22 protein-coding genes and 1 pseudogene are annotated in these 25567 nt (G+C 68.8%); 9 read left to right on the top strand and 14 right to left on the bottom strand.

Annotated elements, in window-relative coordinates; all coding sequences use genetic code 11:
* Together gatA and gatC are read right to left on the bottom strand one after the other, a co-directional pair.
* Window positions 1–1482, bottom strand: coding sequence for an Asp-tRNA(Asn)/Glu-tRNA(Gln) amidotransferase subunit GatA (gene gatA / locus ACTWP6_RS01700; RefSeq protein ID WP_260751380.1), 1482 nt, complete (start codon window positions 1480–1482; stop codon window positions 1–3).
* A complete protein-coding gene (gatC, locus tag ACTWP6_RS01695; protein WP_260758027.1) occupies window positions 1479–1778 on the bottom strand; it encodes an Asp-tRNA(Asn)/Glu-tRNA(Gln) amidotransferase subunit GatC in 300 nt (99 codons plus the stop codon). Before gatC ends, gatA begins: the two co-directional genes overlap by 4 nt.
* 82 nt (window positions 1779–1860) lie before the next feature.
* Here gatC and ACTWP6_RS01690 point away from each other — a divergent pair, with 82 nt between their 5' ends.
* Complete coding sequence (locus ACTWP6_RS01690) at window positions 1861–2520, top strand: amino acid-binding protein (protein WP_443186672.1); 660 nt, start codon at window positions 1861–1863, stop codon at window positions 2518–2520.
* A gap of 8 nt (window positions 2521–2528) precedes the next feature.
* On the opposite strand, the gene ligA is transcribed toward ACTWP6_RS01690, so the two are convergent.
* Window positions 2529–4634 carry an NAD-dependent DNA ligase LigA gene (gene ligA, locus ACTWP6_RS01685; protein ID WP_260758026.1) on the bottom strand — a complete coding sequence of 702 codons (2106 nt, stop codon included), beginning with the start codon at window positions 4632–4634 and terminating at the stop codon, window positions 2529–2531.
* An 88-nt stretch (window positions 4635–4722) separates the two neighbouring features.
* On the opposite strand from ligA, the gene ACTWP6_RS01680 reads away from it, so the two are divergent.
* Entirely contained in the window at window positions 4723–5166 is a 444-nt protein-coding gene (locus ACTWP6_RS01680) for an MmcQ/YjbR family DNA-binding protein (RefSeq protein WP_260751378.1), read from the top strand.
* A complete protein-coding gene (locus ACTWP6_RS01675) occupies window positions 5163–6788 on the top strand; it encodes a 4-coumarate--CoA ligase family protein (protein WP_443186671.1) in 1626 nt (541 codons plus the stop codon). Before ACTWP6_RS01680 ends, ACTWP6_RS01675 begins: the two co-directional genes overlap by 4 nt.
* On the opposite strand, the gene ACTWP6_RS01670 is transcribed toward ACTWP6_RS01675, so the two are convergent.
* Together ACTWP6_RS01670 and ACTWP6_RS01665 are read right to left on the bottom strand one after the other, a co-directional pair.
* Window positions 6785–8581, bottom strand: coding sequence for a sensor domain-containing diguanylate cyclase (locus ACTWP6_RS01670; protein WP_443186670.1), 1797 nt, complete (start codon window positions 8579–8581; stop codon window positions 6785–6787). The two genes, ACTWP6_RS01675 and ACTWP6_RS01670, sit on opposite strands and share 4 nt — an antisense overlap.
* Before the next feature lie 87 nt (window positions 8582–8668).
* The gene (locus ACTWP6_RS01665; RefSeq protein WP_260751375.1) at window positions 8669–9679 is read right to left on the bottom strand and encodes a methionine synthase; all 1011 of its coding nucleotides are present in this window, start codon (window positions 9677–9679) and stop codon (window positions 8669–8671) included.
* Between the two features lie 35 nt (window positions 9680–9714).
* Here ACTWP6_RS01665 and ACTWP6_RS01660 point away from each other — a divergent pair, with 35 nt between their 5' ends.
* Window positions 9715–10353: a sensor domain-containing protein gene (locus ACTWP6_RS01660; protein WP_443186669.1), complete on the top strand. Its 639-nt coding sequence runs from the start codon at window positions 9715–9717 to the stop codon at window positions 10351–10353.
* A gap of 4 nt (window positions 10354–10357) precedes the next feature.
* Here ACTWP6_RS01660 and mnmA read toward each other — a convergent pair whose 3' ends face one another.
* From mnmA to ACTWP6_RS01625, 7 genes are all read right to left on the bottom strand, one after another.
* On the bottom strand, window positions 10358–11431 hold the full coding sequence (gene mnmA, locus ACTWP6_RS01655; RefSeq protein ID WP_443186668.1) for a tRNA 2-thiouridine(34) synthase MnmA: 1074 nt from the start codon (window positions 11429–11431) through the stop codon (window positions 10358–10360).
* Window positions 11432–11433: 2 nt separating this feature from the next.
* Window positions 11434–12621 carry a cysteine desulfurase family protein gene (locus tag ACTWP6_RS01650; protein WP_443186667.1) on the bottom strand — a complete coding sequence of 396 codons (1188 nt, stop codon included), beginning with the start codon at window positions 12619–12621 and terminating at the stop codon, window positions 11434–11436.
* A 46-nt stretch (window positions 12622–12667) separates the two neighbouring features.
* Complete coding sequence (locus ACTWP6_RS01645) at window positions 12668–13549, bottom strand: lysophospholipid acyltransferase family protein (RefSeq protein ID WP_260751371.1); 882 nt, start codon at window positions 13547–13549, stop codon at window positions 12668–12670.
* On the bottom strand, window positions 13546–14409 hold the full coding sequence (locus tag ACTWP6_RS01640) for a GNAT family N-acetyltransferase (protein ID WP_260751370.1): 864 nt from the start codon (window positions 14407–14409) through the stop codon (window positions 13546–13548). Before ACTWP6_RS01640 ends, ACTWP6_RS01645 begins: the two co-directional genes overlap by 4 nt.
* Window positions 14410–14492: 83 nt before the next feature.
* Entirely contained in the window at window positions 14493–15236 is a 744-nt protein-coding gene (locus ACTWP6_RS01635; RefSeq protein WP_260751369.1) for an SDR family oxidoreductase, read from the bottom strand.
* 119 nt (window positions 15237–15355) lie between these two features.
* A complete protein-coding gene (locus ACTWP6_RS01630) occupies window positions 15356–16312 on the bottom strand; it encodes an electron transfer flavoprotein subunit alpha/FixB family protein (protein ID WP_260751368.1) in 957 nt (318 codons plus the stop codon).
* A gap of 41 nt (window positions 16313–16353) precedes the next feature.
* Window positions 16354–17145 (bottom strand): electron transfer flavoprotein subunit beta/FixA family protein, encoded by a 792-nt coding sequence (locus tag ACTWP6_RS01625; protein ID WP_260751367.1) that lies wholly within the window; start codon window positions 17143–17145, stop codon window positions 16354–16356.
* Window positions 17146–17352: 207 nt separating this feature from the next.
* Between ACTWP6_RS01625 and ACTWP6_RS01620 the strand changes: the two genes are divergently transcribed.
* The 3 genes from ACTWP6_RS01620 (at window position 17353) to ACTWP6_RS01610 (ending at window position 21022) form a co-directional block, all read left to right on the top strand.
* Entirely contained in the window at window positions 17353–18150 is a 798-nt protein-coding gene (locus tag ACTWP6_RS01620) for a class I SAM-dependent methyltransferase (protein WP_260751366.1), read from the top strand.
* A 101-nt stretch (window positions 18151–18251) separates the two neighbouring features.
* A complete protein-coding gene (locus tag ACTWP6_RS01615; protein ID WP_443186769.1) occupies window positions 18252–19793 on the top strand; it encodes a 1,4-alpha-glucan branching protein domain-containing protein in 1542 nt (513 codons plus the stop codon).
* Between the two features lie 2 nt (window positions 19794–19795).
* Window positions 19796–21022, top strand: a complete 1227-nt coding sequence (locus ACTWP6_RS01610; protein WP_260758024.1) for a glycosyltransferase family 4 protein — start codon at window positions 19796–19798, stop codon at window positions 21020–21022.
* Window positions 21023–21089: 67 nt separating this feature from the next.
* On the opposite strand, the gene ACTWP6_RS01605 is transcribed toward ACTWP6_RS01610, so the two are convergent.
* Window positions 21090–21827: an acyltransferase gene (locus tag ACTWP6_RS01605; RefSeq protein ID WP_260751365.1), complete on the bottom strand. Its 738-nt coding sequence runs from the start codon at window positions 21825–21827 to the stop codon at window positions 21090–21092.
* Window positions 21828–21946: 119 nt separating this feature from the next.
* On the opposite strand from ACTWP6_RS01605, the gene ACTWP6_RS01600 reads away from it, so the two are divergent.
* Together ACTWP6_RS01600 and ACTWP6_RS01595 are read left to right on the top strand one after the other, a co-directional pair.
* A complete protein-coding gene (locus tag ACTWP6_RS01600; protein WP_260751364.1) occupies window positions 21947–23245 on the top strand; it encodes an outer membrane protein assembly factor BamB family protein in 1299 nt (432 codons plus the stop codon).
* 117 nt (window positions 23246–23362) lie between these two features.
* Window positions 23363–24792, top strand: a pseudogene (locus ACTWP6_RS01595) (alanine/glycine:cation symporter family protein).
* On the opposite strand, the gene ACTWP6_RS01590 reads toward ACTWP6_RS01595, so the two are convergent.
* Window positions 24779–25492: an esterase gene (locus ACTWP6_RS01590; RefSeq protein ID WP_260751363.1), complete on the bottom strand. Its 714-nt coding sequence runs from the start codon at window positions 25490–25492 to the stop codon at window positions 24779–24781. The pseudogene ACTWP6_RS01595 and the gene ACTWP6_RS01590 sit on opposite strands and share 14 nt — an antisense overlap.
* Window positions 25493–25567: the final 75 nt, after the last annotated feature.

Genomic DNA, 25567 nt, shown 5'->3' with positions numbered 1-25567 from the left:
TCAGAGCGCGGTCGGCAGCGGTCCTCTCGCGGTTTCGTAGGCCGCACCCACCCGGTAGAGCCGGTCGTCGGCCAGTGCCGGGGCCATGATCTGCAGGCCCACGGGAAGATTGTCGTCGGCCGCGAGGCCCGACGGCACCGACATCCCGGAGTGGCCGGCCAGGTTCAGCGGCAGCGTGCACAGGTCGAACAGGTACATCGCCAGCGGATCGTCGACCTTCTCGCCGAGCGGGAACGCCGTAGAAGGAGTAGTGGGGGTCACCAAGACGTCGACCTTCTGATATGCCTCGTCGAGGTCACGGGCGATCAACGTGCGTACCTTCTGGGCCTGGTTGTTATAGGCGTCGTAATAGCCGGCAGACAACGCGTACGTGCCGATCATGATGCGGCGCTTGACCTCTGGCCCGAACCCGACTGCACGGGTGATCGCCATGACCTCTTCGGCGCTGCGGGTGCCGTCGTCGCCGGCCCGCAACCCGTACCGCATGCCGTCGAACTTCGCGAGGTTCGACGACACCTCCGAGGGCAGGATCAGGTAGTAGGCCGACAGCGAGTGGTCGAAGTGCGGGCAATCGACCTCGCTGACCTGCGCGCCGAGCGCGGTCAACTGCTCGACGGCGGCGTTGAACGACTCGAGCACGCCCGGCTGGTAGCCCTCGCCACTGCGCAACTGCTTGACCACCCCGATGCGCACCCCCTTGAGGTCGCCGTGCGCACCGGCGCGCGCCGCGGCGACGACGTCGGGCACCTCGGCGTTCACTGACGTCGAGTCGCGCGGATCGTGACCCGCGATCACCTGGTGCAGCAGCGCGGTGTCCAGGACCGTGCGCGCACACGGGCCGCCCTGATCGAGCGAAGACGCGCACGCCACCAGCCCGTAGCGGGACACGGTGCCGTAAGTCGGTTTGACCCCGACGGTGGCGGTCAGCGCGGCGGGCTGACGGATCGATCCGCCGGTGTCGGTGCCGATGGCCAGCGGGGCCTGGAAGGCGGCCAGCGCGGCGGCGCTGCCGCCGCCCGACCCGCCGGGCACCCGGTCGACGTTCCACGGATTGCGGGTGGGCCCGTAGGCCGAGTTCTCGGTCGACGATCCCATCGCGAACTCGTCCATGTTCGTCTTGCCGAGGATCGGGATGCCGGCGGCCCGCAGCTTCGCGGTGACGGTGGCGTCGTACGGCGAGGTCCAGCCCTCCAGGATCTTCGATCCGCAGGTGGTGGGCATGTCGGTCGTGGTGAAGACGTCTTTGAGCGCCAGCGGGACACCGGCCAGCGGCGAGGCGGGCCTTTCACCGGCGGCGAGAGACTTGTCGACGGTGGCCGCGGCGTCCAGCGCCCGCTCCGCGGCGACGTGCAAGAACGCGTGGTAGCGCTCATCGGTGTCGGCGATCTGGTCCAGGAAGGCCTGCGTCACCTCGGTCGAGGACACCTCTTTGGCGGCGATCTTCTCGCCGAGGGTTGCCGCATCGAGCTTGATGAGACTCATTCGGGCTCCCCCAGGATCCGCGGCACCGCGAAGCGGCCGTCAACGGCTTTCGGCGCGGCTGCCAGCGCCTCTTCCTGGGACAGGCTCGGCTGCGGGTCGTCGGGCCGGAACACGTTCACGTCCTTCAGCGGGTTGTCGGTGGCTTCGACGCCGGTGACGTCGACGGCCTGGATCTGGCTGACGTGAGCGAGGATGGCGTCCAGCTGACCGGCGAAGCTGTCCAGTTCGCTGTCGGTCAGGGCGAGTCGGGCGAGGCGCGCCAGGTGGGCTACCTCGTCTCGGGAGATCTGTGACACGACCATCAAGCCTAGTTCAACCGGGCCCGGGCGCCGCCGCCCGAGTCGCCCGCCCCGCCCGGACCGTGACACAGTGTTGGCCGTGCCTTCCTATCTGCTGCGGGTTCAGCTGGCGGACCGGCCGGGCAGCCTGGGTTCCCTGGCCGTCGCGCTCGGCTCGGTGGGCGCCGACATCCTGTCCCTCGACGTGGTGGAGCGCGGCGCCGGTTACGCGATCGACGACCTGGTGGTCGAACTGCCCGCCGGGGCGATGCCCGACATGCTGATCACCGCAGCCGAGAACCTCAACGGCGTCTACGTCGACAGCATCCGCCCGCACACCGGCCTGCTGGAAGCACATCGTGAACTCGAGTTGATCGACCACGTCGCGGCCGCGCACGGCAGACGCACCCGGCTGCAGGTGCTCGTCGACGAGGCGCCACGGGTGTTGCGCGTCGGCTGGTGCACCGTGGTGCAACTGACCGACACCGGCTCCGAGCGTGTGGTCGGCAGCCCGGGCGCACCCGAGACTCAGGCCGCCGAGACACCCTGGCTGCCGCTGGAACGTGCGGTGGCCCTGGACGGCACCGCGGATTGGGTGCCCCAGGTGTGGCGGGACATGGACACCACGCTGGCCGCTGCACCGCTGGCCGACCCGCGGACCGCGATCATGCTCGGCCGCCCCGGCGGCCCGGCGTTCCGGCCCAGCGAGGTCGCCCGCCTGGGCTACCTGGCCGGGATCGTCACCACCATCATCGGCTGACCGGCGACTCAACCGTCGCCGGTGTCGCCGTCCGGCGCGGCGTCGGGTCCGTTCTCCAGCAGCCGGCGGAAGCCGTCCTCGTCGAGCACCGGCACACCCAGTTCAATGGCCTTGTCGTACTTGGACCCCGGCGAATCACCGGCCACGACGTACGCGGTCTTCTTCGATACCGATCCGGCCGCTTTGCCGCCGCGGGCGATGATCGCCTCCTTGGCCTCGTCGCGGCTGAAGCCGGCAAGCGAGCCCGTGACCACGATCGAGAGGCCCTCGAGGGTGCGTTCGATGCTGGCGTCGCGCTCGTCGGCCATGCGGACCCCGGCCGTGCGCCACTTGTCGACGATGGCGTGGTGCCAGTCGACGGTGAACCATTCGGTGACCGCCGCCGCGATCGTCGGCCCCACCCCTTCGGTGGCGGCCAGCTGTTCCTCGGAGGCGGCCATGATCGCGTCGAGGCTGCCGAACTCGGTGGCCAGCGCCCGCGCCGCGGTCGGCCCGACGTGGCGAATCGACAGGGCGACGAGCACCCGCCACAGCGGTTGGGATTTCGCCTTACCCAGATTGGCCAACAGCCGCTTGCCGTTGGCCGAGAGCTCACCGGCTTTGGTGGTGAACAGCTCGGTGCGCAACAGATCTTCGGCGGTGAGATCGAACAGGTCGCCCTCGTCGCCGATCGCGCCTGCCTGCAGCAGCGCCGTCGCCGCTTCGTAGCCGAGCCCTTCGATGTCGAAGGCGCCACGGCCGGCGACGTGAAAGACCCGCTCCCGCAACTGTGCCGGGCAGGTCCGCGAGTTCGGGCAGCGAATGTCGGCGTCGCCCTCCTTGGCCGGGGCCAGCTTGGTGCCGCATTCCGGGCAGTGGGTCGGCATGTGGAACTCGCGTTCGCTGCCGTCCCGCAGGTCGACGACCGGGCCGAGCACCTCGGGGATCACGTCGCCGGCCTTGCGGATCACCACGGTGTCACCGATCAGCACACCCTTGCGTTTGACCTCAGAACCGTTGTGCAGCGTGGCCAGCCCGACGGTGGATCCGGCGATCTTGACCGGTTCCATGTAGGCGAAGGGGGTCACGCGCCCGGTGCGCCCGACGTTGACCCGGATATCGAGCAGCTTGGTCTGCGCCTCTTCCGGCGGGTACTTGTAAGCCACCGCCCAGCGCGGTGCGCGCGAGGTCGCCCCGAGCCGCCGCTGCAGTGCGACGTCGTCGACTTTGACCACGACGCCATCGATCTCGTGCTCGACGTCGTGGCGGTGCTCGCCCCAGTAGGCGATCCGTTCGGTGACCGCGTCCAGGCCCTTCACCTGGGCGGTGTTTGACGAGACCGGCAGCCCCCACGCCTTGAGCGCGCGGTACGCCTCGTGCAGGGAGGTGAAGGGGAATCCCTCAGAACCCTCGATGTGGCCCAGGCCGTGGCAGATCATCCGCAACCGGCGCCGTGCGGTGACGGCGGGATTCTTCTGGCGCAGTGAGCCGGCCGCGCTGTTGCGCGGGTTGGCGAACGGCGGTTTACCCTCGGCGACCAACCCGGCGTTGAGGTCCTCGAAGTCGGCCACCCTGAAGAACACCTCGCCGCGTACTTCGAGCACCGCCGGAAGCGGGAATTCGTCTGTGCCGCTGAGCCGTTCAGGAATATCGTCGATCGTGCGAGCATTGAGCGTGACGTCCTCACCGGTACGACCGTCACCGCGGGTGGCCGCGCGCTCGAGCCGACCGTCGCGGTAGACCAGGGCCAGCGCCACCCCGTCGATCTTCAGCTCGCAGAGATACTGCGCGCTCGCCCCGATCTCGGTCTTGATGCGGGCGGCCCACGCGGCGAGCTCGTCGGGGGTGAAAACATTGTCCAGGCTGAGCATCCGATCCAGATGCTCGGCGGGGGTGAAGTCCGTCGCGAACCCGGCACCGCCCACGAGCTGGGTCGGCGAGTCGGGGGTGCGCAGCTCGGGATGGTCGTCTTCGAGGGCCTGCAGCCTGCGCAGCATCGCGTCGAACTCGGCGTCGGTGATGATCGGAGCGTCGCGCACGTAATAGCGGAACTGATGGTCGCGCACCTCGTCGGCGAGCTCCTGCCACTGGCGCCGCAGATCCGCGTCGCGCGGGTCGTCGGCCTGCTCGGCCAGCACTGCCTCGGGATCCGGGGTCGCCTCGGGACTCACCCTGGAAGGCTATCGAAGGCTCCCGACACAGACCCCTGCGTAGGCTGCACACATGCCTCATCCGTTGATGTTCGGCGAGGACGACATGGGTCTGGCCGAGGTCCGCGACATCGCGCTCGGGTTCCCCGAGGCGTTCGAGAAAGTCTCCTGGGGCCGGCCGGTGTTCTGCGCGCCGAAGATGTTCACCGTCTACGGAGGCAGTGTCAAAGGCGCCGCGAAGGGTGAGTTCACCGAGCATCCGCATTCGGTGCTGGTGAAAGTCGACGACAGTGACCGCAAGGCGCTCGAGCAGGACCGCCGGTTCTTCCTCCCGGCCTACCTCGGTCCGTTCGGTTGGCTGGGGCTGGACCTGACCGCGGCGAAGGTGGACTGGACGGAGGTCGCCGAACTCGTCGACGCATCCTTCCGGATGGCGGCCTCGAAAAAACTCGTCAGGCAGCTCGACCAACGGCGGGCCGACGGGGCCCACGGCATGGTTCGATCGGAGTCACCATGACCTTTCCCAGCCCTTTCCCCGAAGTCGACATCCCGACCGCCAGCGTCTACGACTACCTTTTCGCCGACATCTCCGGACCCGACGACCCTCACCTCGACCGGGTGGCGCTGATCGACGCGAGGTCGGGCAGACACACCACCTACCGCGAGATGATAGCCCGGATCGACTCGTTCGCCGGAGCGCTGGCCCAGCGCGGCATCGGCGTCGGCGATGTGGTCGGGCTGCTCGCCCCCAACAGCTCGGCGTTCGCCGTCGCCTTCCACGGCATCCTGCGTGCCGGTGCCACGGCGACGACGATCAACGCGCTGTTCACCGCCAAGGACATCGCCAAGCAGCTCACCGACTCCGGGGCCGGCATGCTTCTTACGGTGACGGCTCTGCTCCCGCAGGCCAAGGAGGGCGCGGCGGCGGCCGGGCTGTCCGACGAGGATCTGGTGGTGCTCGACGGCGCCGGCCGTGACGGCTCCGGCGAGGGGGCGGGTCATCCCAACGCGGCCGACCTGCTGGCGTCGGGAATGCCTGCGCCGCAGGTGAATTTCGCGCCGTCATCACATCTTGCGGTGCTGCCCTACAGTTCCGGGACGACGGGCAACCCCAAGGGTGTGATGCTGACGCACCGCAACCTGGTCGCCAACGTCGCCCAGATCCGCCCGCTGCACGGCATGGAGCCCGACGACGTCGTGCTGGCCGTGCTGCCGTTCTTCCACATCTACGGGATGACTGTGCTGCTCAACGCCGCGCTGCACTCGCGCGCCAGGCTGGTCATCATGCCGAGTTTCGACCTCGGCGAATTCCTGCGCAACATCGCCGAACACCGCTGCACCATCGCGTTCATCGCACCGCCGGTGGCGGTGGCGCTGGCCAAGCACCCGCTGGTCGACGAGCACGATTTGTCCTCGCTCAACGTCGTGATGTCGGGGGCCGCCCCGCTCGACGCCGATCTCGGCCACGCCGTCGCGAAGCGCCTGGACTGCAAGGTGGTTCAGGGTTACGGCATGAGTGAGCTCAGCCCCGTCAGCCACATCACCCCGTTCGACGGCGGCCTGGTCGACATGCACGACGAGGCGCCGCTGAGTTCGGTGGGCTGGACGGTGCCCAACGCGGCCTCCAAACTCGTCGACCCGGAGACCGGCAAGGAGATCCCGATCCCCGACGAGGGTCTGAGCCAGACCGGCGAGCTGTGGTTCAAAGGCCCCAACGTGATGGCCGGGTACCTCAACAACGACGAGGCCACCCGCACCACCATCGACGACGACGGCTGGCTGCACACCGGTGATCTGGCCCAGATCGACGCCAAGGGACTGGTGTACATCGTCGACCGGCTCAAGGAGCTGATCAAGTACAAGGGCTACCAGGTGCCGCCCGCCGAGCTCGAAGCGGTGCTGCTGACCCATCCCGGCATCGCCGACGCCGCGGTGATCGGCGTGCACGACGACGAAGGCGAGGAGGTGCCGAAGGCGTTCGTGGTCAAGCAGCCCGACGCGACCCTCACCGCAGACGAGGTCATGGAGTTCGTCGCCGGCCAGGTCGCGCCCTATAAGAAAGTCCGTCAGGTCGAGTTCATCGACGCGATCCCGAAATCGGCCTCCGGCAAGATCCTGCGCAAAGACCTGCGCGCCTAGGCGCGGTCTAGCCGCCAGATTTGGTTCCTGCCACGGCTTTTCGCCTCATAGAGGGCGCTGTCGGCGCGGGACACGGTGGCGACCAGGGTGTCGGCCGGGGTGTGGGCGGTGTAGCCGATCGAGCACGTCTGACCGAACGACACACACTGGCGCAACCGGTGCAGGATCTTTTCGGCCTGCTCGGGTGTGGTGTCGGGCAGTGCGACGATGAACTCCTCGCCGCCCCAGCGCGCGAAGATGTCGCCGCTGCGGATCGATGCGCTCGCCGCTGTCGCGAAGTGCTGCAGCAGCGCGTCCCCGACGGTGTGTCCACGGGTGTCGTTGAACGCCTTGAAGTTGTCGAGATCGATGACGGCCACCGTCATCGGTGCACCGTCGGCATCGGCCAGCAGTGCAGCCACCCGGGTGTCCCACGCGCGCCGGTTCAGCACACCGGTCAACGGGTCGGTGGACGCGGAGTGTTTGAGCGCGGCGTGCACCGCGGCGATCGCGGACACGTCACGCACCTCCAGCTGGACGCTCACTTCCCCGGCGTGATCGATCGTCGTCACGTTGAACTCCACCGCGATCTCGGTGCCGTCCATCCGCAACAGCGTGCCGCGTTGGGAGCGCTCCAGGCGTCCGCCGGCGGTGACCTCGTCCAACAGCCTGCGCGCGGTCGAGCGAAAGCGTTCCGGCACGAACTCCAGGCCGGGAACCGAGGTGATCTGCTCGGCGGACTGCCCGCCCAGCAGCGTGACCGCTTCGCCGTTGACGTAGGACAGGCTGCCGTCGACGTTGGCGACCACGACCGCGGCAGGTGACTGCTCGACCAGTGCCCGCCACCGCTGTTCGGCCTCGGCGTGCGCGGCGCGCGCGGTGGCCAACTCTGTCACGTCGGTCGAGACCCCGCCGGTGCCGATCACCTCGCCACGGTCGTCGAACAACGGGAACTTCGACGAGCGGTAGATGTGCGCCGAACCGTCCTGGTGCACGACCTCCTCGGTGAACACGCGCCACTCCCGGCTTTCCATGATCTGCAGATCGTTGCGGCGGTAGTCGTCGGCGATCTGCGGGTCGAAGAAGTCGTGATCGGTCCCGCCGATCAACGTCCGGCCGGCGCCCGTGACGTGTTCCAGTGCGCGATTGGCCATCACGAATCGGCCGTCGACGTCCTTGGCGAAGACCAGCACGTCGGTGTGTTCCAGCACCGCTTCGATCATCCGCTGCTGGGCGTGCAGCGCGGAGTCCGCGGCCAGGCGCCGCTTGATCTCGGAGGCGTACAGGCGGGCCCGGCTGCGCAGCTCCAGCAGGTTCATCACCTGCCCGGCCAAGGTTTGCAGGTGTGTGCGCTGAACGTCGGACAACGTGCGGGGTGTCCGGTCCATGACACAGAGGGTGCCCACCGCGTGTCCGTCCTCGGTGACCAGCGGCACCCCGGCGTAAAACCGCACGTGCGGCGCCGTCGTGACCATCGGGTGGTCGACGAACCTCGGATCCCGGTGGGTGTCCGGAATTTCGAGCAGGGCCGCATCCGCGATGGTGTGCGCGCAGAGCGAGTGCTCCCGGGCGGTCTCCGTGATGTCCACGCCATGGCGGGATTTCACCCACTGGCGGGCGGCGTCGATGAAGCCGATGAGCGCCATCGGCATCTCGCACACGTGCGCAGCAAGCATCGTCAGACCGTCGAACGACTCTTCAGCGGCGGTGTCGAGGATCTCGAAGGAGTCCAGCGCGAGCAGGCGCGGGATCTCACCGTCGAGACAGTCCCCGGCACCGTGTCGACTCGAGCACTTCCCCGACAACAGCACCATCCCCGTGACGTGCGGCGCTCTACCCGTGACCGATCTCGATCAGCGCCTACCCGAGAGTAGACGAGTCCGTACCAAGGGTCGACCGTTTCAGATCCCCTCGGGGTCGTCGACCAGTCTGTCAACGGCCTGCTGCGACAATTCGATTGCGCTGCGCGCCCAGGTCACTGTCGCACCGGCGAGTCCGCAGGCCGGAGTGATCCCGATCCGGCTGCGCAGCACGTCGCGGGCGAACCCGAGTCGGTCGGTCACCGTGGCCACCGACGCGGCGATCTGTTCTGCCGCCGGTCGGGGGTCGGGGGCCGTGGCGGGCACCGCACCGAGAAGCACCGTGCGGTCGGACTCGACGAACTCGCCGATCCCGTCCAGATCTGCGGCGGTGAGCGTGCCAAGGTCCACAGAAACCGCACTTATCACACTGCGCTGCAACACCTTCCACGGCACCTCGGCAGCACAGCAGTGCACCGCGGCTTCACCGCCGACCGCCTCTGCGCACTCGTCGAGCAGCGCGGTGACCAAAGACTCGTCCACGGGATGCACCGGGTTCAGACTGGTGACCCCGGTGAGCCGGCCCGCCAGTGCCGCCGGCAGCGACGGTTCGTCGAACTGAACCACGATCGGGCTCTCCAGCCGGCGGGCGAGCTCTGCCCGGTGCGCGGCCACCCCCTCGGCCAGCGACGTCGTCAGGTCCCGGACGGCGCCTCGGTCGGTGATCGCGCGGTGTCCCCCGCCGAGCTCCAGCTGCGCCGCCAGCGTCACCGGTCCCGGCGCCTGCACCTTGACCACCCGGCCCGTACCGCGCAGCCCGGCCTTCTCCCAGGCCTCTTCGAGAGCGTCCATGTCCTCGTCGAGTAGACCGGCGGCGCGGCGGGTCGCCGAACTACGGCCCTGGGCGATGCGGTAACCGCGAGGCACGATGTCGAGGCCGATGTCGACGAGCAGCGCACCCGCCCGGCCGATCATGTCTGCCCCGACACCCCGCCCGGGAAGCTCCACCAGGTGCGGAAGGCGGTGCAGTTCACCGACGACCACCTCCGCGGCGTCCCTGGCCGACGTGCCCGGCCAGGATCCGATACCGGTCGCGGTCGCGAAAACACTCACTCGTACGACGATATTGGACCCACTATGGTCAGTACATGACGGGCCGTGTATCGGTGCCACTGTGGTGCGCCGTGGCGATCCTGGCCGCTGGATGCGCACAGCAGGTGACCGGGTCGCCGACCCGCGCCGCCCCCGGCGTGGACGAGGGCTCCCGCTCGCCGGTGGACGTGGACGCCATCCTGCTCGACCGCCCTCAGATGCAGGCGGTGACCGGCGCCGGCGAACATCTGACCGCGATTCCGGGGACCGACAGCAAGGCGCCGGTCGACATCGATTTCATGATCGAAACCGTTCCGCCGCAATGTGATTGGATTTACGCCGAGACCCGGGTGTTCGGACCCGAGGTCGAGGAGTTCCACAAACTGACCTACCAGAATCCCCCGCGGGGCGCGCTGATCTCACAGGGCGCGGCCGGCTACCGGGATGCCGGCACCGCGCAACGGGCCTTCGATTCGGTCGTCGCCCAGATCGACGGCTGCGCCGCGACGAGCCCCGGCCGCGCATTGGTCGGCGCGGTGACGACCACCGCCGACTCGGTGCACACCAGACCCGGCGACTGCGGGCGCGACTACCGGGTGAAGTCGGCGGTGCTCGTCGAAGTCACCTTCTGCGGGTTCCCGGAGTCGGTGCCCGAGCTGGTGATGACCAACATCCTGGTCGACGTTCCGGGGTGAACGGTCAGCGGGCGGCGCGGATGGTCGCGCTGCCGAGCACCTCGTCGCCGTCCGGGTCGGGCCGGTACAGCACCAGGGTCTGCCCCGGCGCCACGCCACGCAGCGGGCTGCGCAGATTCACCTCAAGCACACCGTCGCCGAGTTCGGCGACCGCCCCGACCACCCCGCCGTGCGCGCGGACCTGCACGGCGCACTCGACCGGCCCGGCGGGTGCGGCACCCGAGGTGAACACCGGCGCATCGCCGACGAGCCGGGTGACCTCCAGGTCGTCGAGGTCACCGACCTGCACGGTGCCGGTGGTCGCGTCGATCCCCGTCACATAGCGCGGACGGCCGTCAGGGCCGGGGCCCGGGATGCCGAGGCCCTTGCGCTGACCGATGGTGAACCCGTACACGCCGTCGTGCTCGGCGAGCACGGCGCCGGCGGCGTCGACCACCGCACCGCGGCGCACGCCGATGCGGGCTCCGAGGAACGCCTTGGTGTCGCCGGACGGGATGAAGCAGATGTCGTGGCTGTCGGCCTTGTCGGCGACCGCCAGGCCTCGCCGTGCCGCCTCCTCGCGGATCGCGGACTTCGGGGTGTCCCCGATCGGGAACACCGCGTGGCGCAACTGCTCGGCGGTCAGCACCGCCAGCACGTAGGACTGGTCTTTGTCGTGGTCGACCGCGCGCCGCAACCGGCCGTCGGCCAACCGCGCGTAGTGCCCGGTGGCCAGCGCGTCGAATCCCAGCGCCAGCGCGCGGGCGGCCAGCGCCGAGAACTTGATCCGCTCATTGCAGCGCACACACGGATTCGGCGTCTCGCCGCGCGCGTAGGACTCGACGAAGTCGTCGATCACGTCCTCTTTGAAGCGGTCGGCGAAATCCCACACGTAGAACGGGATACCGAGCACATCGGCGACCCGGCGCGCATCGCCGGCATCCTCCTTGGAACAACAACCGCGGGATCCGGTGCGGAGCGTGCCTGGCGCCGTCGACAGCGCCAGATGCACCCCGACCACGTCGTGTCCGGCATCGACCATTCTGGCGGCGGCCACCGAGGAGTCCACGCCACCGCTCATCGCGACGAGCACCCGCATGGCTACTGCCGCCCCGAACTGGCCAGCGCGGCCGCTCGTGCACGTTCCACGGCGGCGGGCAGCACGTCGAGCACGGCGTCGACATCGGCGTCGGTGCTGGTGTGCCCGAGCGACAGCCGCAGCGAGCCGCGGGCACTGGCCGGATCGGCGCCCATCGCGGTCAGCACATGGGACGGCTGCGCCACCCCGGCTGTGCACGCCGACCCCGTTGAGCATTCGATTCCCTTGGCGTCCAGCAACATCAGCAGCGAATCGCCCTCGCAGCCGCGGAACGTGAAGTGTGCGTTGCCCGGTAACCGCCCCGGCCCCGTTGCACCGTTGACGTCGACGTCGTCGATGGTGTCGAGCACGCCGTCGATCAGCCTGTCGCGCAGCGCGCGGATCCGCTCGGCCGCGGTGTCCATTCCGTCGACGGCGACACGCGCGGCTGCGGCCATACCCATCACGCCGGCGACATCCTGTGTCCCCGAACGGACGTCACGCTCCTGACCTCCGCCGTGCAGCTGCGGAACGCACGCGGTCTCGCGGCGCAGCAGCAGTGCGCCCACACCGGTGGGGCCGCCAAACTTGTGCGCGGTGACGCTCATCGCCGACAGGCCGCTGGCGGCGAAGTCCACCGGCAGCTGACCGACCACCTGGATCGCATCGCTATGCATCGGTATGCTGAATTCACTTGCGACAGAGGCGATTTCAGAGACAGGCATGATGGTGCCGACCTCGTTGTTGGCCCACATCACCGAGATCAGCGCGACATCGGAGGGATCGCCGACCGCCGAACGCACGTCGGACGGATCGACGGCGCCGTACCGGTCGACCGGCAACCAGGTGACCTCGGCGTCCTCGTGCTCGACCAGCCACTCCACCGCGTCCAGCACCGCATGGTGCTCGACCGGGGTGGTGACGATCCGGCGCCGTTGCGGCGACGAACGGCGCCGCGCCCAGTAGATGCCCTTGATTGCGAGGTTGTCACTCTCGGTGCCACCGGCGGTGAAGATCACTTCCGACGGGCGCGCGCCCAGCAGCTGGGCCAGGGTCTCGCGGGACTCCTCCAGCCTGCGCCGGGCCATGCGCCCCGAGCCGTGCAGCGAGGCGGCGTTGCCCACCGTCGCCATGGCAACCGTCAAGGCCTCGATGGCGGCGGGGCGCATCGGGGTGGTGGCGGCGTGGTCGAGGTAGACCGGCGAAGACATAACCGTTCAAGGATAGCCGTCGCAGAATGGGCGGCCGCCATCGCGCTCAGGCCACCATGCAGTGACCCTCGGCGCAGTCGGAGATCGCCCGGCGGTCGAGTCCCGCCCCGCCGGGGGCGGCGAATCCGTCCCCGCCGCGGACGGCGGCCTCACAGCGGGCCGCCAGGTCACGGCGGTCGACGCCCGGCAGTTGCAGCGAGTCGACGTGGATGTGGCAGACGGTGCGGCGTGCGGTGATCACCCGCCTGATAGAGGTCAGCAACGTGTCGTCCCCCACGAAGGCCGGCACGGTGGACGCCCGGCCGTCCTTGTGCCGGTAACTGAGCCGCAGTGGCTGCACCGGGCGTCCCGCGTCGATCGCGGCCTGGAACATCGCCGGGCGGAACCGGCCGTAGCTCAGCCCGCACCAGGTGGTGCCTTCCGGAAACGCGACCACCGTGTCCCCTGCCCTGAGCCGATTGGCGACTGCGGCCACCACCGCCGGCAGCCGGCGCAACCGGGCCCGGTCGATCGGGATCACCTTCATGAGCCGGACGATCGGACCGAGCGCGGGCCAGTCGACGAGGTCGGCGCGGGCGACGAAGGAACCGGGCAGCACCGTCGCGATGGCGAAGACGTCCAGCCACGACACGTGCCCGCTGACCACCAGCACGCCCCGCAGGTTGCGTATCGGCCCTCCTGACACGGACATCCGCACACCGAGACTGCGGAGCATCAGCCGGCAGTACCCGCGCTGCAGATGCGACCGGCCGGGCAGCGGCAGTGCCAGCAGCCACACTCCGGCGAACAGCGTGGCTGCTGCGCAGACGCGCACCGTGGTGCGCACGGCGACCACCCAGCGCCGGCCGGGGCCGTCGGCTCCAGTGTGCACACACCGCGCGCCGCAGGTCGCGCGCTGCAGCCACGCGTGTTCGCGGGTCAGGTTCATGACCGCGTCCCGTCGGCGACCGCGGCCGAAGCCATCCCGACCGAGCGGAGCCGGCGCAGGTACCGCGTGTCGGCGTCCTGCTTGCCGAGCAGCGCGGGGAAGTCGCCGACGCCGAAATCCGGGTCGTGGGCGGGTTCGCCGCACACCTGGGCGCCCAATCTCAGATATCCGCGCATCAGGGCCGGCACCGACAACCGGGCGGGTGGGTCGATCTCGTCGAGGGTGCGACCGTCGACCATCACGGGCCGGTACGGGTACACGGTGTGTTCGGCGGGCGCGGCGTGCCGGCGGTTGACGAAGTCGCGCACGCCGCGCAGGTGGCTGCCGGCCGGGCTGCGACCGGCGGGATCCGCGACGGGCACCGAGACGCATCCGGCCACGTAGTCGTAGCCACTGCGGTCCAGGTAGGCGAGGATGCCCGCCCACATCAGCAGCACCACGGCGCCGTTGCGGTGTCCCTCACGCACCACAGCGCGGCCCATTTCGACCAGCGAGGGCCGGAGCGGGTCGAGTGCGGTGACGTCGAACTCGGTCGCCGTGTACAGCCCGCCTGCGGCGATCGCACCGGGCGGCGGCAGCATCCGGTAGCAGCCGACCAGTTCGCCGGTGGCGTCGTCGCGGACGAGCAGATGATCGCAGTATTCGTCGAACCGGTCGGCGTCCAGACCGCCGGAATTGCCGTCGCCGGCGAGCGCGAAGCCGGGCTCGGTGCTGAACACGTCGTAGCGCAACCGCTGCGCGGCCTCGATGGAGTCGCCGTCGGTGCACAACAGCAGGCTGTAGCGGGGCGTGGACGGGGCGGATCCGCGCTGCGCGTGATCGATGTCGTCGGGGGCGATGAGTACAGAAGCAGTGCTCATGGCGCCACGCTCGTGCAGCCGCCTCTCGTCAGGGCGTCCAGCGCGTGTCGTGTCCGTGAGCGCCAGGTGACGTCTTGGCCCGTTCAGCCCGCCGTCGGCCGGGCGTCGAACCGAACGGTGCCCAGCACGGCGCCGTCGCCGGTGACCAAGCTCGTGTCGTCGACGGGAGTGCCGAAGTACGTGGACCGCGGATCGACGACGACCGTCTTGTCGGCACCCCGCCCGGCCAATACCGTGCGCGCCAGGTCGGCGAACGAGATCTTCTCCGGCCCGCCGACGTTCACGACCCCGTTGACGGGCGCGGCGACGGCGACGCGGACCACCTCGAGGGCGACGTCATCGGCGGCGATCGGCTGGATCCGGGCATCCGGCACCCGCACCTCGTCGCCGTCCTGCATCGAGCCGACGATCGCGTCGGCGAACTCCTGAAACTGGGTGGCGCGCACGATGCTGAAGGGCAGACCGGATGTGGCGATCGTCTCCTCCTGCACGACTTTTGCGCGCATATAGCCACTCGCGGGCAGTCCGTCGGCGCCGACGATCGACAGCGCGACGTAGTGCCGGACACCCGAATCCCGGGCGGCGTTGACCAGGTTCGCCGAGGACCGGGTGAAGAAATCCATCACCGGGTCGTCGTCGAACGACGGGGAATTGGTGACGTCGACGAGGACGTCGGCGCCGGTGAGGGCCTCGGTGAGGCCCTCGCCGGTGAGCACGTCGGCCCCCGACGAACGCGATGCCGCCACGACGTCGTGACCGTCGCGCTGCAGCAGGTCGACCACCTTCGAGCCGATGAGGCCGGTGGCCCCGACAACTGAAATCCTCATGGGTCAATACTGACCCTCGGCTACCTGTGAGGGAACCCGCGGTGTCCAACCCACCAGACACAAAATCGCACGTCCGCGAGGCGAAACGTGCGATTTTGTGTCTGCTCGCGCAGCGGAACTCAGCCCTTGCGGGCCTTCACCGCGTCGGTCAGCTGCGGCGTCACCTTGAACAGGTCACCGACGATGCCGAGGTCGGCGATCTCGAAGATCGGCGCTTCCTCGTCTTTGTTGACCGCGATGATGGTCTTCGAGGTCTGCATGCCGGCGCGGTGCTGGATCGCCCCGGAGATGCCCAAGGCGATGTACAGCTGCGGCGACACGGTCTTACCGGTCTGGCCGACCTGGAACTGGCCAGGGTAGTAACCCGAGTCGACCGCGGCACGCGAGGCGCCCACCGCGCCACCGAGCGAGTCCGCGAGATCCTCGACGATGCCGAAGTTCTCGGCACTGCCGACGCCACGGCCGCCCGACACCACGACGGTGGCCTCGGTGAGCTCCGGACGGTCGCCGGCCACCGCAGGCTCTCGCGAGGTGATCTTGGTGGCGTTCTCGGCCGGGGCGGGCACGTCGACGTTGACGACCTCTCCTGCACCGTCGGCAGGCTGGGCCTCGACGGAACCGGGGCGCACGGTGATGATCGGGGTGTCCCCGACGGCCTCGGCCTCGACGGTGAAGGCACCACCGAAGATCGAGTGGATGCCCTTGCCGCCCTCCTTGACCTCGACGACGTCGCTCAGGATGCCCGAGCCGATGCGGGCCGCGAGCCGACCTGCGATCTCCTTGCCGTCAGCACTGGACGCCAGCAGCACCGCCGCCGGCGTGGCGGACTCGGCCAGCGCGGCCAGCACGTCCACGTACGGGGTGATCAGGTAGTTCTCGGCGTCGTCGGACTCGGCGACGTAGATCTTCGCCGCACCGGCCGACTTCAGGCCGTCGATCAGGCCCTCGGCGGTGCCCGGCTTGCCGACCACGACGGCGGCGGGTTCACCGAGCGCGCGGGCGGCGGTGATCAGTTCGGAGGTGACCTTTTTCAGCGCACCTTCAGCGTGCTCGGTGAGCACAAGTACTTCAGCCATGGGTTCGTTTGCCTCTATGTCTGTCTGTCGATGGGAAGGTTCTAGATGATTTTCTGGGCAACCAGGTACTCGGCGATCTTGGTGCCGCCGTCGCCCTCGTCGGTGACCTTCTCGCCCGCGGTCTTGGGCGGCTTCGGCGTCGAGGACAGCACCTTCGACCCGGCGTTGGCCACGCCTACCTCGTCACTCTCGACGCCGATGTCGGCCAATGTCAGCTTGGTGACTTCCTTCTTCTTCGCGGCCATGATGCCCTTGAAGGACGGGAAGCGGGGTTCGTTGATCTTCTCGTTCACGCTGACCACGGCCGGCAGCGAGGCCTCGAGGGTGAAGACACCGTCGTCGGTCTCACGCTCGGCGGTGACCTTGCCGTTCTCGACGGTCAGCTTGCGCACGTGGGTCAGCTGCGGCAGGCCGAGGTACTCGGCGATGATCGCCGGTACGGCGCCGCCGGTGCCGTCGGTGGCCTCGTTGCCCGCGAGCACCAGCTCGGTGCCCTCGATGGTGCCCAGCGCGCGAGCCAGCGCCCAGCCCGTCTGGACCATGTCGGAGCCGTGCATGCCCTCGTCGACCAGGTGCACGGCCTTGTCGGCGCCCATCGACAACGCCTTGCGGATCGCCTCGGTGGCCCGCTCGGGACCGGCCGTCAGGACCGTGACCGTGCTGTCGCCGCCCTCGCGCTCCTTGATCAGGAGTGCCTCTTCGACGGCGCGCTCGTTGATCTCGTCGAGCACAGCGTCGGCGGCCTCCCGGTCCAGGGTGTAGTCACCGTCGGACAACTTGCGCTCAGACCATGTGTCTGGGACCTGTTTGATCAGGACCACGATGTTCGTCATGACTCTGGTTCGTCCTCCTCGAAAGGGGCCGGTGGTCGACCCGCCATACCACGATTGCCGCAGGCACCACGATGTTACCAGCGGGTAACTTTGGGTGCTTCGCACGAACACCATAGCTGGTCGATGTTTGCGTTCAGTCAGGGCGGCGATCAGATGGTGCTCACGAAGAGTTCGCCATCGGTCGGTTACGGGTTAGCCTGCCTTGCAATGAGCGCATCTGTTACCAGCGGTCCGGTCGGCGAGCCGGTCCCCATGGCATTGACCGGCGAGCGGACCGTCCCCGGGGTTGCCGAGGAGAACTACTGGTTCCGCCGCCACGAGGTGGTGTACCGCCGGCTGGTCGAGCGGTGCCGTGACCGTGACGTGCTGGAGGCCGGCTGCGGCGAGGGATACGGCGCGGACCTGATCGCCGACGTCGCCCGTTCGGTGATCGGCCTGGACTACGACGAGTCGGCGGTGGCGCACGTGCGGGCGCGCTATCCCCGCGTCGACATGCGCCACGGCAACCTCGCCGAGTTGCCGTTGCCGACGGCCTCGGTCGACGTGGTGGTGAACTTCCAGGTGATCGAACACCTTTGGGATCAGGGCCAGTTCGCGGCCGAGTGCGCCAGGGTCCTGCGCCCCGGCGGGGTGCTGCTCATGTCCACGCCCAACCGCATCACGTTCTCCCCCGGTCGGGACACCCCGGTCAATCCCTTCCACACCCGCGAACTCAACGCCGCCGAGCTCACCGAGCTTCTGGAAGGAGCCGGTTTCACGATGGAGGCGATGCTCGGGGTCTTCCACGGGCGCCGCCTCGCCGAGATCGACGCCCGGCACGGCGGTTCGGTCATCGACGCACAGATCGAGCGGGCGCTGGCCGACGCGCCGTGGACTGCAGAACTGCTCGCGGACATCGAATCGGTCACGATCGACGACTTCGACCTGGTGCAGGCGACGGCCGGCGAAACCGGGCGACACATCGACGACAGCCTCGACTTGGTGGCTATAGCGGTGCGGCCGTGAGCGGAGCGAACAAAGCACCGGAGAGCGGAGCGAACAAAGCACCGGAGAGCGGAGCGAACAAAGCACCGGAGAGCGGAGCGAACAAAGCACCGGTACCCGGGCTGTTCACTCTGGTGCTGCACACGCACCTGCCGTGGCTGGCTCATCACGGCCGCTGGCCGGTCGGCGAGGAGTGGCTGTACCAGTCGTGGTCGGCGTCCTATCTGCCCCTGGTGCGGGTGCTGCGCACGCTGGCCGCCGAGGACCGCCGCCATCTGATCACCCTCGGTGTCACACCGGTGGTCGCCGCGCAGCTCGACGACCCGTACTGCCTGCAGGGCATGCAGCACTGGCTGGCCAACTGGCAGCTGCGTGCGCTCGAGGCGGCGACCATGCGCACCGCGGCGGGGACCTCGCCGGCCTCGGATCGGAAAGCCTTGCGCCGGTTCGGTTCCCGCGAGCACGCCGAGGCCGAGCGTGAGCTCGGCGAGTTTGACTCGCTGTGGCGTCACGGCGCCAGCCCGGTGTTCCGGGAGCTTCTCGACGGTGAGGTCGTCGAGCTACTCGGCGGACCGTTGGCCCATCCGTTCCAGCCGCTGTTGAACCCTCGGCTGCGCGAGTTCGCGCTGCGCGAAGGCTTGGCCGACGCCGGACATCGGTTCGCGCACACGCCGGCCGGCATCTGGGCGCCGGAGTGTGCCTATGCGCCGGGCATGGAGACCGGTTACGCCGCGGCGGGCGTGGGCCACTTCATGGTGGACGGGCCGTCGTTGCGCGGCGACACCGCGCTGGGCAGGCCGGTCGGCGATTCCGGCGTCGTCGCTTTCGGCCGCGATCTGCAGGTCAGCTACCGCGTGTGGTCGCCGCGGTCCGGCTATCCGGGTCACGCCGCCTACCGCGACTTCCATACTTACGACCACGCCACCGGCCTCAAACCCGCCCGGGTGACCGGCCGCAATGTGCCGTCGGAGGACAAGGCGCCGTATGACCCGGCCCGTGCTGATGCCGCGGTCGACGTCCATGTCGCTGATTTCGTGGAGACGGTGCGCCGGCGTCTGCAGTCCGAGAGCGAGCGGATCGGCAGGCCCGCACATGTGGTCGCCGCCTTCGACACCGAGTTGTTCGGCCACTGGTGGTACGAGGGCCCGGTCTGGCTGGAGCGGGTGTTGCGGGCACTGCCTGCCGGCGGTGTGCGGGTCGGAACACTCTCGGACGCGATCGCCGAAGGCTATGTCGGCGAGCCGGTGGAACTCCCGCCCAGCTCGTGGGGTTCGGGCAAGGACTGGCAGGTGTGGTCGGGTGAGAAGGTGGCCGATCTGGTGCACCTGAACAACGAGGTCGTCGACACGGCGCTGAGCACCGTCGACAAGGCACTGGCCCGCGGCGCATCGTTGGATGCCGCCGCCCCAAGGGATTTCGTGGCCGATCAGATCCTGCGCGAGACCTTGCTGACGGTGTCGAGCGACTGGCCGTTCATGGTCAGCAAGGACTCCGCGGCCGACTATGCGCGCTACCGCGCCCACCTCCATGCACACGCCACGCGCGAGATCGCGGCGGCGGCGGCCTCGGGCCGCGACGAACAGGCGCAGCGGCTGGCCGAGGGCTGGAACCGTGCCGACGGGCTGTTCGGAGCACTCGACGCCCGGAGGTTGCCCACCGAATGAACATGAAGATCCTGCTGGTGTCGTGGGAATACCCGCCGGTGGTGATCGGCGGGCTCGGCCGCCACGTGCACCATCTGGCCACCGAACTCGTCGCGGCCGGCCACGAGGTCGTGGTGCTCAGCCGGCGTCCGACCGGAACGGATCCGCAGACCCATCCGACCACCGACGAGGTCCACGAAGGGGTGCGGGTGATCGCGGCCGCCGAGGATCCGCACGAGTTCACCTTCGGCACCGACATGATGGCCTGGACCCTGGCGATGGGTCACGCGATGATCCGCGCCGGTCTGGTGCTGGCCGACTGGCGGCCCGACCTCGTCCACGCGCACGACTGGCTGGTCGCCCATCCCGCTGTCACCCTCGCCCAATTCTTCGATGTGCCTTTGGTTTCCACGATCCACGCCACCGAGGCGGGGCGACACTCCGGTTGGGTCTCGGGCGCGGTGAGCCGTCAGGTGCACGCGCTGGAATCGTGGCTGGTCCAGGATACGGACTCGCTGATCACCTGTTCGGCGTCGATGCGCGAGGAGATCACCACCCTGTTCGGACCCGAGCTCGCCGAGATCTCGGTGATCCCCAACGGGATCGACACCGACGGTTGGCCTTTCGCGACCCGCCGGCCCCACCCCGGACCGGCGGAACTGCTGTACTTCGGCCGCCTCGAGTACGAGAAGGGCGTCCACGACGCCATCGCGGCGCTGCCGCGGATCCGCCGCACCCATCCCGGCACCACGCTGACCATCGCCGGTGACGGCACGCAACTGAACTTCCTGACCGAGCAGGCGCGCAAACACAAGGTGTTCAAGGCGACGAATTTCATCGGCCGCGTTGACCATTCAGAACTGCTGCAGTTGCTGCACCGGGCCGATGCGGCGGTGCTGCCGTCGCATTACGAGCCGTTCGGAATCGTCGCGCTCGAAGCGGCCGCGACCGGCACGCCGCTGGTGACCTCCACCGCGGGCGGACTCGGCGAGGCGGTCATCGACGGGGTGACGGGTGTGTCCTATCCGGCCGGTGATGTGGCGGCATTGGCCACCGCGGTGCGCACGCTGCTCGATGATCCGGCGGCGGCCCAGCGGAGGGCGATCGCGGCGAGGGAACGCCTCACGTCGGACTTCGCGTGGCACACCGTGGCGGCCGAGACCGCACAGGTGTACCTGGCGGCCAAGCGTGCCGAGCGCAGGCCCCAGCCCCGGCGACCGATCGTGGAACGGCCGCTGCCCGACCGGTGACGCGCCGAACTCGCATTCCTTGCGGTCGCTGGTGCGGAACGGCCGCGTGGAATGCGGTTTCGGCGGACTAGCGGGAGGCCTTCTTGCGTTCGATGTCGGCTAGCGCCGCGGCCAGTTCGGCCCGCTCGGCCGCCGACGTCTCCCACGACAGCTTGCGGTTCTTGACGACCTTGCCGGGTGCGCCAACGACGATCGAGTAGTCCGGGATCTCACCCTTGACCACCGCGTGGGCACCCAGTACGCATCCGCGGCCGATGCTGGTGCCGCGCAGCACGGTGACCTTGGCGGCCAGCCAGGTGTCCGGGCCGATCCGCACCGGGCTCTTCACGATGCCTTGATCCTTGATCGGTAGTTCGATGCTGTCCATCTTGTGGTCGAAATCGCAGACGTAGCACCAGTCGGCCATCAGCACGGAATCACCGAGCTCGATGTCGAGGTAGGTGTTGATGACGTTGTCGCGGCCGAGCACCGTCTTGTCCCCGATGCGCAGCGATCCCTCGTGGCAGCGGATCGTGTTCTTGTCGCCGATGTGCACCCAGCGCCCGATCTCCATCTGCGCGAGTTCCGGCGTGCACTGAATCTCGACGTTCTTGCCGAGGAACACCATGCCGCGGGTGATGACGTGCGGATTGGCCAGCTTGAATTTCAGCAGTCGCCAGTACCGCACCAGGTACCACGGGGTGTAGGCGCGGTTGGCCAGGACCCATTTCAGCGAGGCGAGCGTGAGGAAATCGGCCTGGCGAGGGTCCCGTAGACGGGATCCCCGCCAGCGCTTGTGCAGCGGCGCTCCCCACATCGTTGTCATGGCCGGAGAGCCTACGCGCCCGCCCGTGACATTCCCGGGTCGCTCCGCTCCCGCCCTCCGAAAGGGTCAACGGTTACCCTCACGTGGGCTCGATGTACACCGCGATCAGAAGGGATCCCGTGCTCCGGCGAATCATCGCATTGGCCTCGACGGCGCTGATCGCAGGTGCGCTGGCTGGGTGCGGCAACACCGACTCCTGGGTAGAGGCCCGTGCCGCCACCGGCTGGTCAGCACAGTATGCCGACGCCGCAAACAGCAGCTCCTCCCCCGTCACCGGGGCCGACACGCTGCGTCTGGAGTGGGCGCGGTCGGTCAAGGGTGAGCTCGGCGCGCAGGTGGCGCTCGGCTCGGGCAACTACCTGGCGGCCAACGGGCAGACCAGGGCGGGTTGCTCGCTGATGGTGTGGGAGACCGACAACCGCGGCAGGCAACGCTGGTGCACCCGCCTGGTGCAGGGCGGCGGCTTCGCCAGCCCGCTGTTCGACGGATTCGACAATCTCTACATCGGCCAGCCCGGCGCCATCCTGTCCTTCCCGACCACCCAGTGGGTCCGCTGGCGCCAGCCGGTGATCGGCATGCCCATGACGGCCCGCATCCTCAACCCCGGGCGCCTGCTCGTGGTCACCCATCTGGGGCAGGTGCTGGTGTTCGACGCCCACCGCGGCACCGTCACCGGCACGTCACTGGATCTGGTCGCCGGGGTGGACCCGACCGACTCGGAGCGCGGGTTGCAGGACTGCCGGCTGGGCGGGCCGCGGTGCCCGGTGGCCGCCGCCCCGGCCTACTCGGAGGCCGCCGGCATGGTGGTGCTGACGCTCTGGGAGCCGGATGCGGACAAACCGATGCTGGTCGGTCTGCGCTATCAGCCCGGTCAGACCCCGCAGCTCAGTCGCGCATGGACCAGTGACGCCGTCGGCGGCGGCCCGCTGGCCAGCCCGGTGCTGTCCCCGGACGGGTCGACGGTGTACGTCAGCGGCCGCGACGAAAGACTGTGGGCGCTCAACGTCGACGACGGCAGTGCGAAGTGGTCGGTTCCGATGGACTACCTGGCCCAGACCCCGCCGTCGGTGACGCCCGGTGGGCTCATCGTCGCCGGGGGCGGGCCGGGGTCACGGCTGACTGCGGTGCGCGACACCGCCGAAGAGGGCGAGGTGCTCTGGACCCGCGACGACGTGTCACCCCTGACCACCTCCAGCCTGACCGGGGTCGGCTATACCGTGGTGCGCGACGGCGAGGACACCGACGAGCGGCCTGCCGGGCTGGCGCTGCAGGTGTTCAGCCTCGGCGACGGCGCGACCCTGCACACCCATCCACTCCCGAACGCGACCGGATGGCCGGTCGGCGTGTCGGTGGGTCATGACCGCCGCGTCGTCACGGCCACCAGCGCCGGGCAGGTCTACGGCTTCGCGCCTGCGTGAGCGGAGCTGCTAACGCAGGCGTCACGGTCCGGAAATACCGACCTTGCGCAGTGATGCGAACATGCACACTCAGATGACCCGGACAAGCCGACGAACCAATAGGTAGAGGGGACGCATATGTCCGAATTCCTGAGCGCATTCAACGACCTGGTCTGGCATGAGACCCTCGTCTACCTCTGTCTTGCCGCGGGCGTCTACTTCTCGATCAGATCGCGCTTTGTGCAGGTGCGCCAAGTCCCTGAGATGGTCCGGCTCATGCTCAAGGGCGAGAAATCGCCGTCAGGGTGTCCAGTTTCCAGGCGCTGACGATGTCTCTGGCCGGGCGGGTCGGCACCGGCAACATCGCCGGCGTGGCCACCGCGATAGCGTTCGGCGGGCCCGCCTACTACTTCAGCACCGCGTTGTCCCACACCGCCGCAGCGGGAGCGATGAAGGCCTACGGCTTCGTCTTCGCGGCCGTCACGCTGCTGGCGATGGGTCTGCTGCTGCCCGGCGTGCAGTCCAACTCGATGGCGTCGGCGATGAACTCCGCGTGGGGTTTCTCGAAATGGTGGGTTGCGGTCGGCATAGTGATCGTGCTGGCCTTCGTCATCATCGGCGGGGTGAAGCGGATCGCGACGTTCGCGTCGATCGTGGTGCCGTTCATGGCGGTCACCTACATCGTGCTGGCGCTGATCGTCGTGCTGATGAACGCCGGTGACATTCCGGAGATCATCGGCTTGATCTTCTCCAGTGCGTTCGGCGTCGACGCGGGGTTCGGCGCGATCATCGGTGCAGCGGTGATGTGGGGCGTCAAACGCGGAATCGATTCGAACGAGGCGGGTCAGGGCACCGGTCCGCACGCCGCGGCAGCAGCGGAGGTGTCACACCCGGCCAAACAGGGGCTCGTGCAGGCGTTCGCGGTCTACGTCGACACCCTGTTCGTCTGCTCGGCGACCGGCTTCCTGATCTTGTCCACCGGCGCCTACCGGGTGTTCGAGGGTGAGAGCGCCGACGGTGCGGTGCTCAGCGAGGGCGGCAGTATCCTGCCCGCCGACGCCGAGGTGGGCCCGACGTTCGCCCAGGTAGGCTTCGACACCCTGTGGAGCGGGGCGGGCTCCAGTTTCATCGCGGTCTCGCTGGCGTTCTTCTGCCTGACCACGATCATCGCCTACTACTACATGGCCGAGACCAACCTGCGCTTCCTTCTGGGCAACGCCGCCACCGTCGACATTCCCTACCTTCGGAGCACGGTCGGATCGACGGCCACGATGTTGCTGCAGGCGCTGATCCTGGTGTCGGTGACGATCGGCGCCGTCTCGACCGCCTCGGAGGCGTGGACGCTCGGTGACATCGGCGTCGGCCTGATGGCGTGGCTGAACATCATCGGCATCCTGATCCTGCAGCAGCCCGCCTACAAAGCGCTGTGGGACTACGAAAAGCAGAAGAAGCAAGGTCTGGATCCCAGGTTCGATCCGGTCGCCCTGGGCATCAGGAACGCGACGTTCTGGGAGAACTACGACCCCGCCACCGGCAGGGACAAGCAGCCGACCGTCACCGGGGGCTGACGGGTGTCTCCAGCGCCAGCATCGGAGCGACCGCGCTGCGCGGGACGGTGGCCTGCAGCGCGCCGCCGGCACCGGGCATGATCTCGCCCTGACCGAAATAGAAGATCAGCGAATCGTCGGTGATCGCGAACTCTTGGTACTTCGCCGGATCGAGCCCGTCGGCCGCTGAGATCGGCGCGTCGACGCCAAGCTGGCGGGAGATGTCGGCCTGCACTATCGGGAAGATCGCGTCCAGTGGCTTGCTGTCCGCCTTGAAGAGCGTGTCGAAGGTGATCGGGGCCTTCTTCGCCACGTCCCAGTTGAACGCCTTGAACCAGGTCTGCGGGTGCGCGCCGCCGACATTCTCGTAGACCTCGAATACCACGCTGCGGGTGCCGCCGTCGTCGCGCCCGGTCCGGTAACCGGTTCCCCGGGCGTCGAGGACGTAGGGCAGATTCCACGAACCCGGCATCTCCGAGACGTTGACGAAGCCATCTCGGGTCTGCCTCAGATAGTCGACGAGCGCCCGCTGGTCGGGATAGTCGGCCGGGAACGTGTAATCCAGTCGATAGGTGGGGTTCTCGGCGTGCACGTGGCAGATCTGGTCGGCGTCGACGGTGCCGCCCAGCTCCGCGCAGGCCGACTGGGCCGCGGCCGTGGGTGCGGCCACCAGGCCCACCGAGAGACCGGCGGCCGTCAAAGCAGCGGCTAAGATGCGCATCGTCGGACGTCCTCGTGATCGGCGCCTCGTGGACTCGGCGCATGGCGAACTGATAGGGCCAGGGTACGTGAGCTT

Source organism: Mycobacterium sp. 4D054 (assembly GCF_052245755.1).
GTDB lineage: Bacteria > Actinomycetota > Actinomycetes > Mycobacteriales > Mycobacteriaceae > Mycobacterium.
Note: the sequence above shows the minus strand (reverse complement) of the source record. Positions and strands in the feature narration are given on the sequence as shown.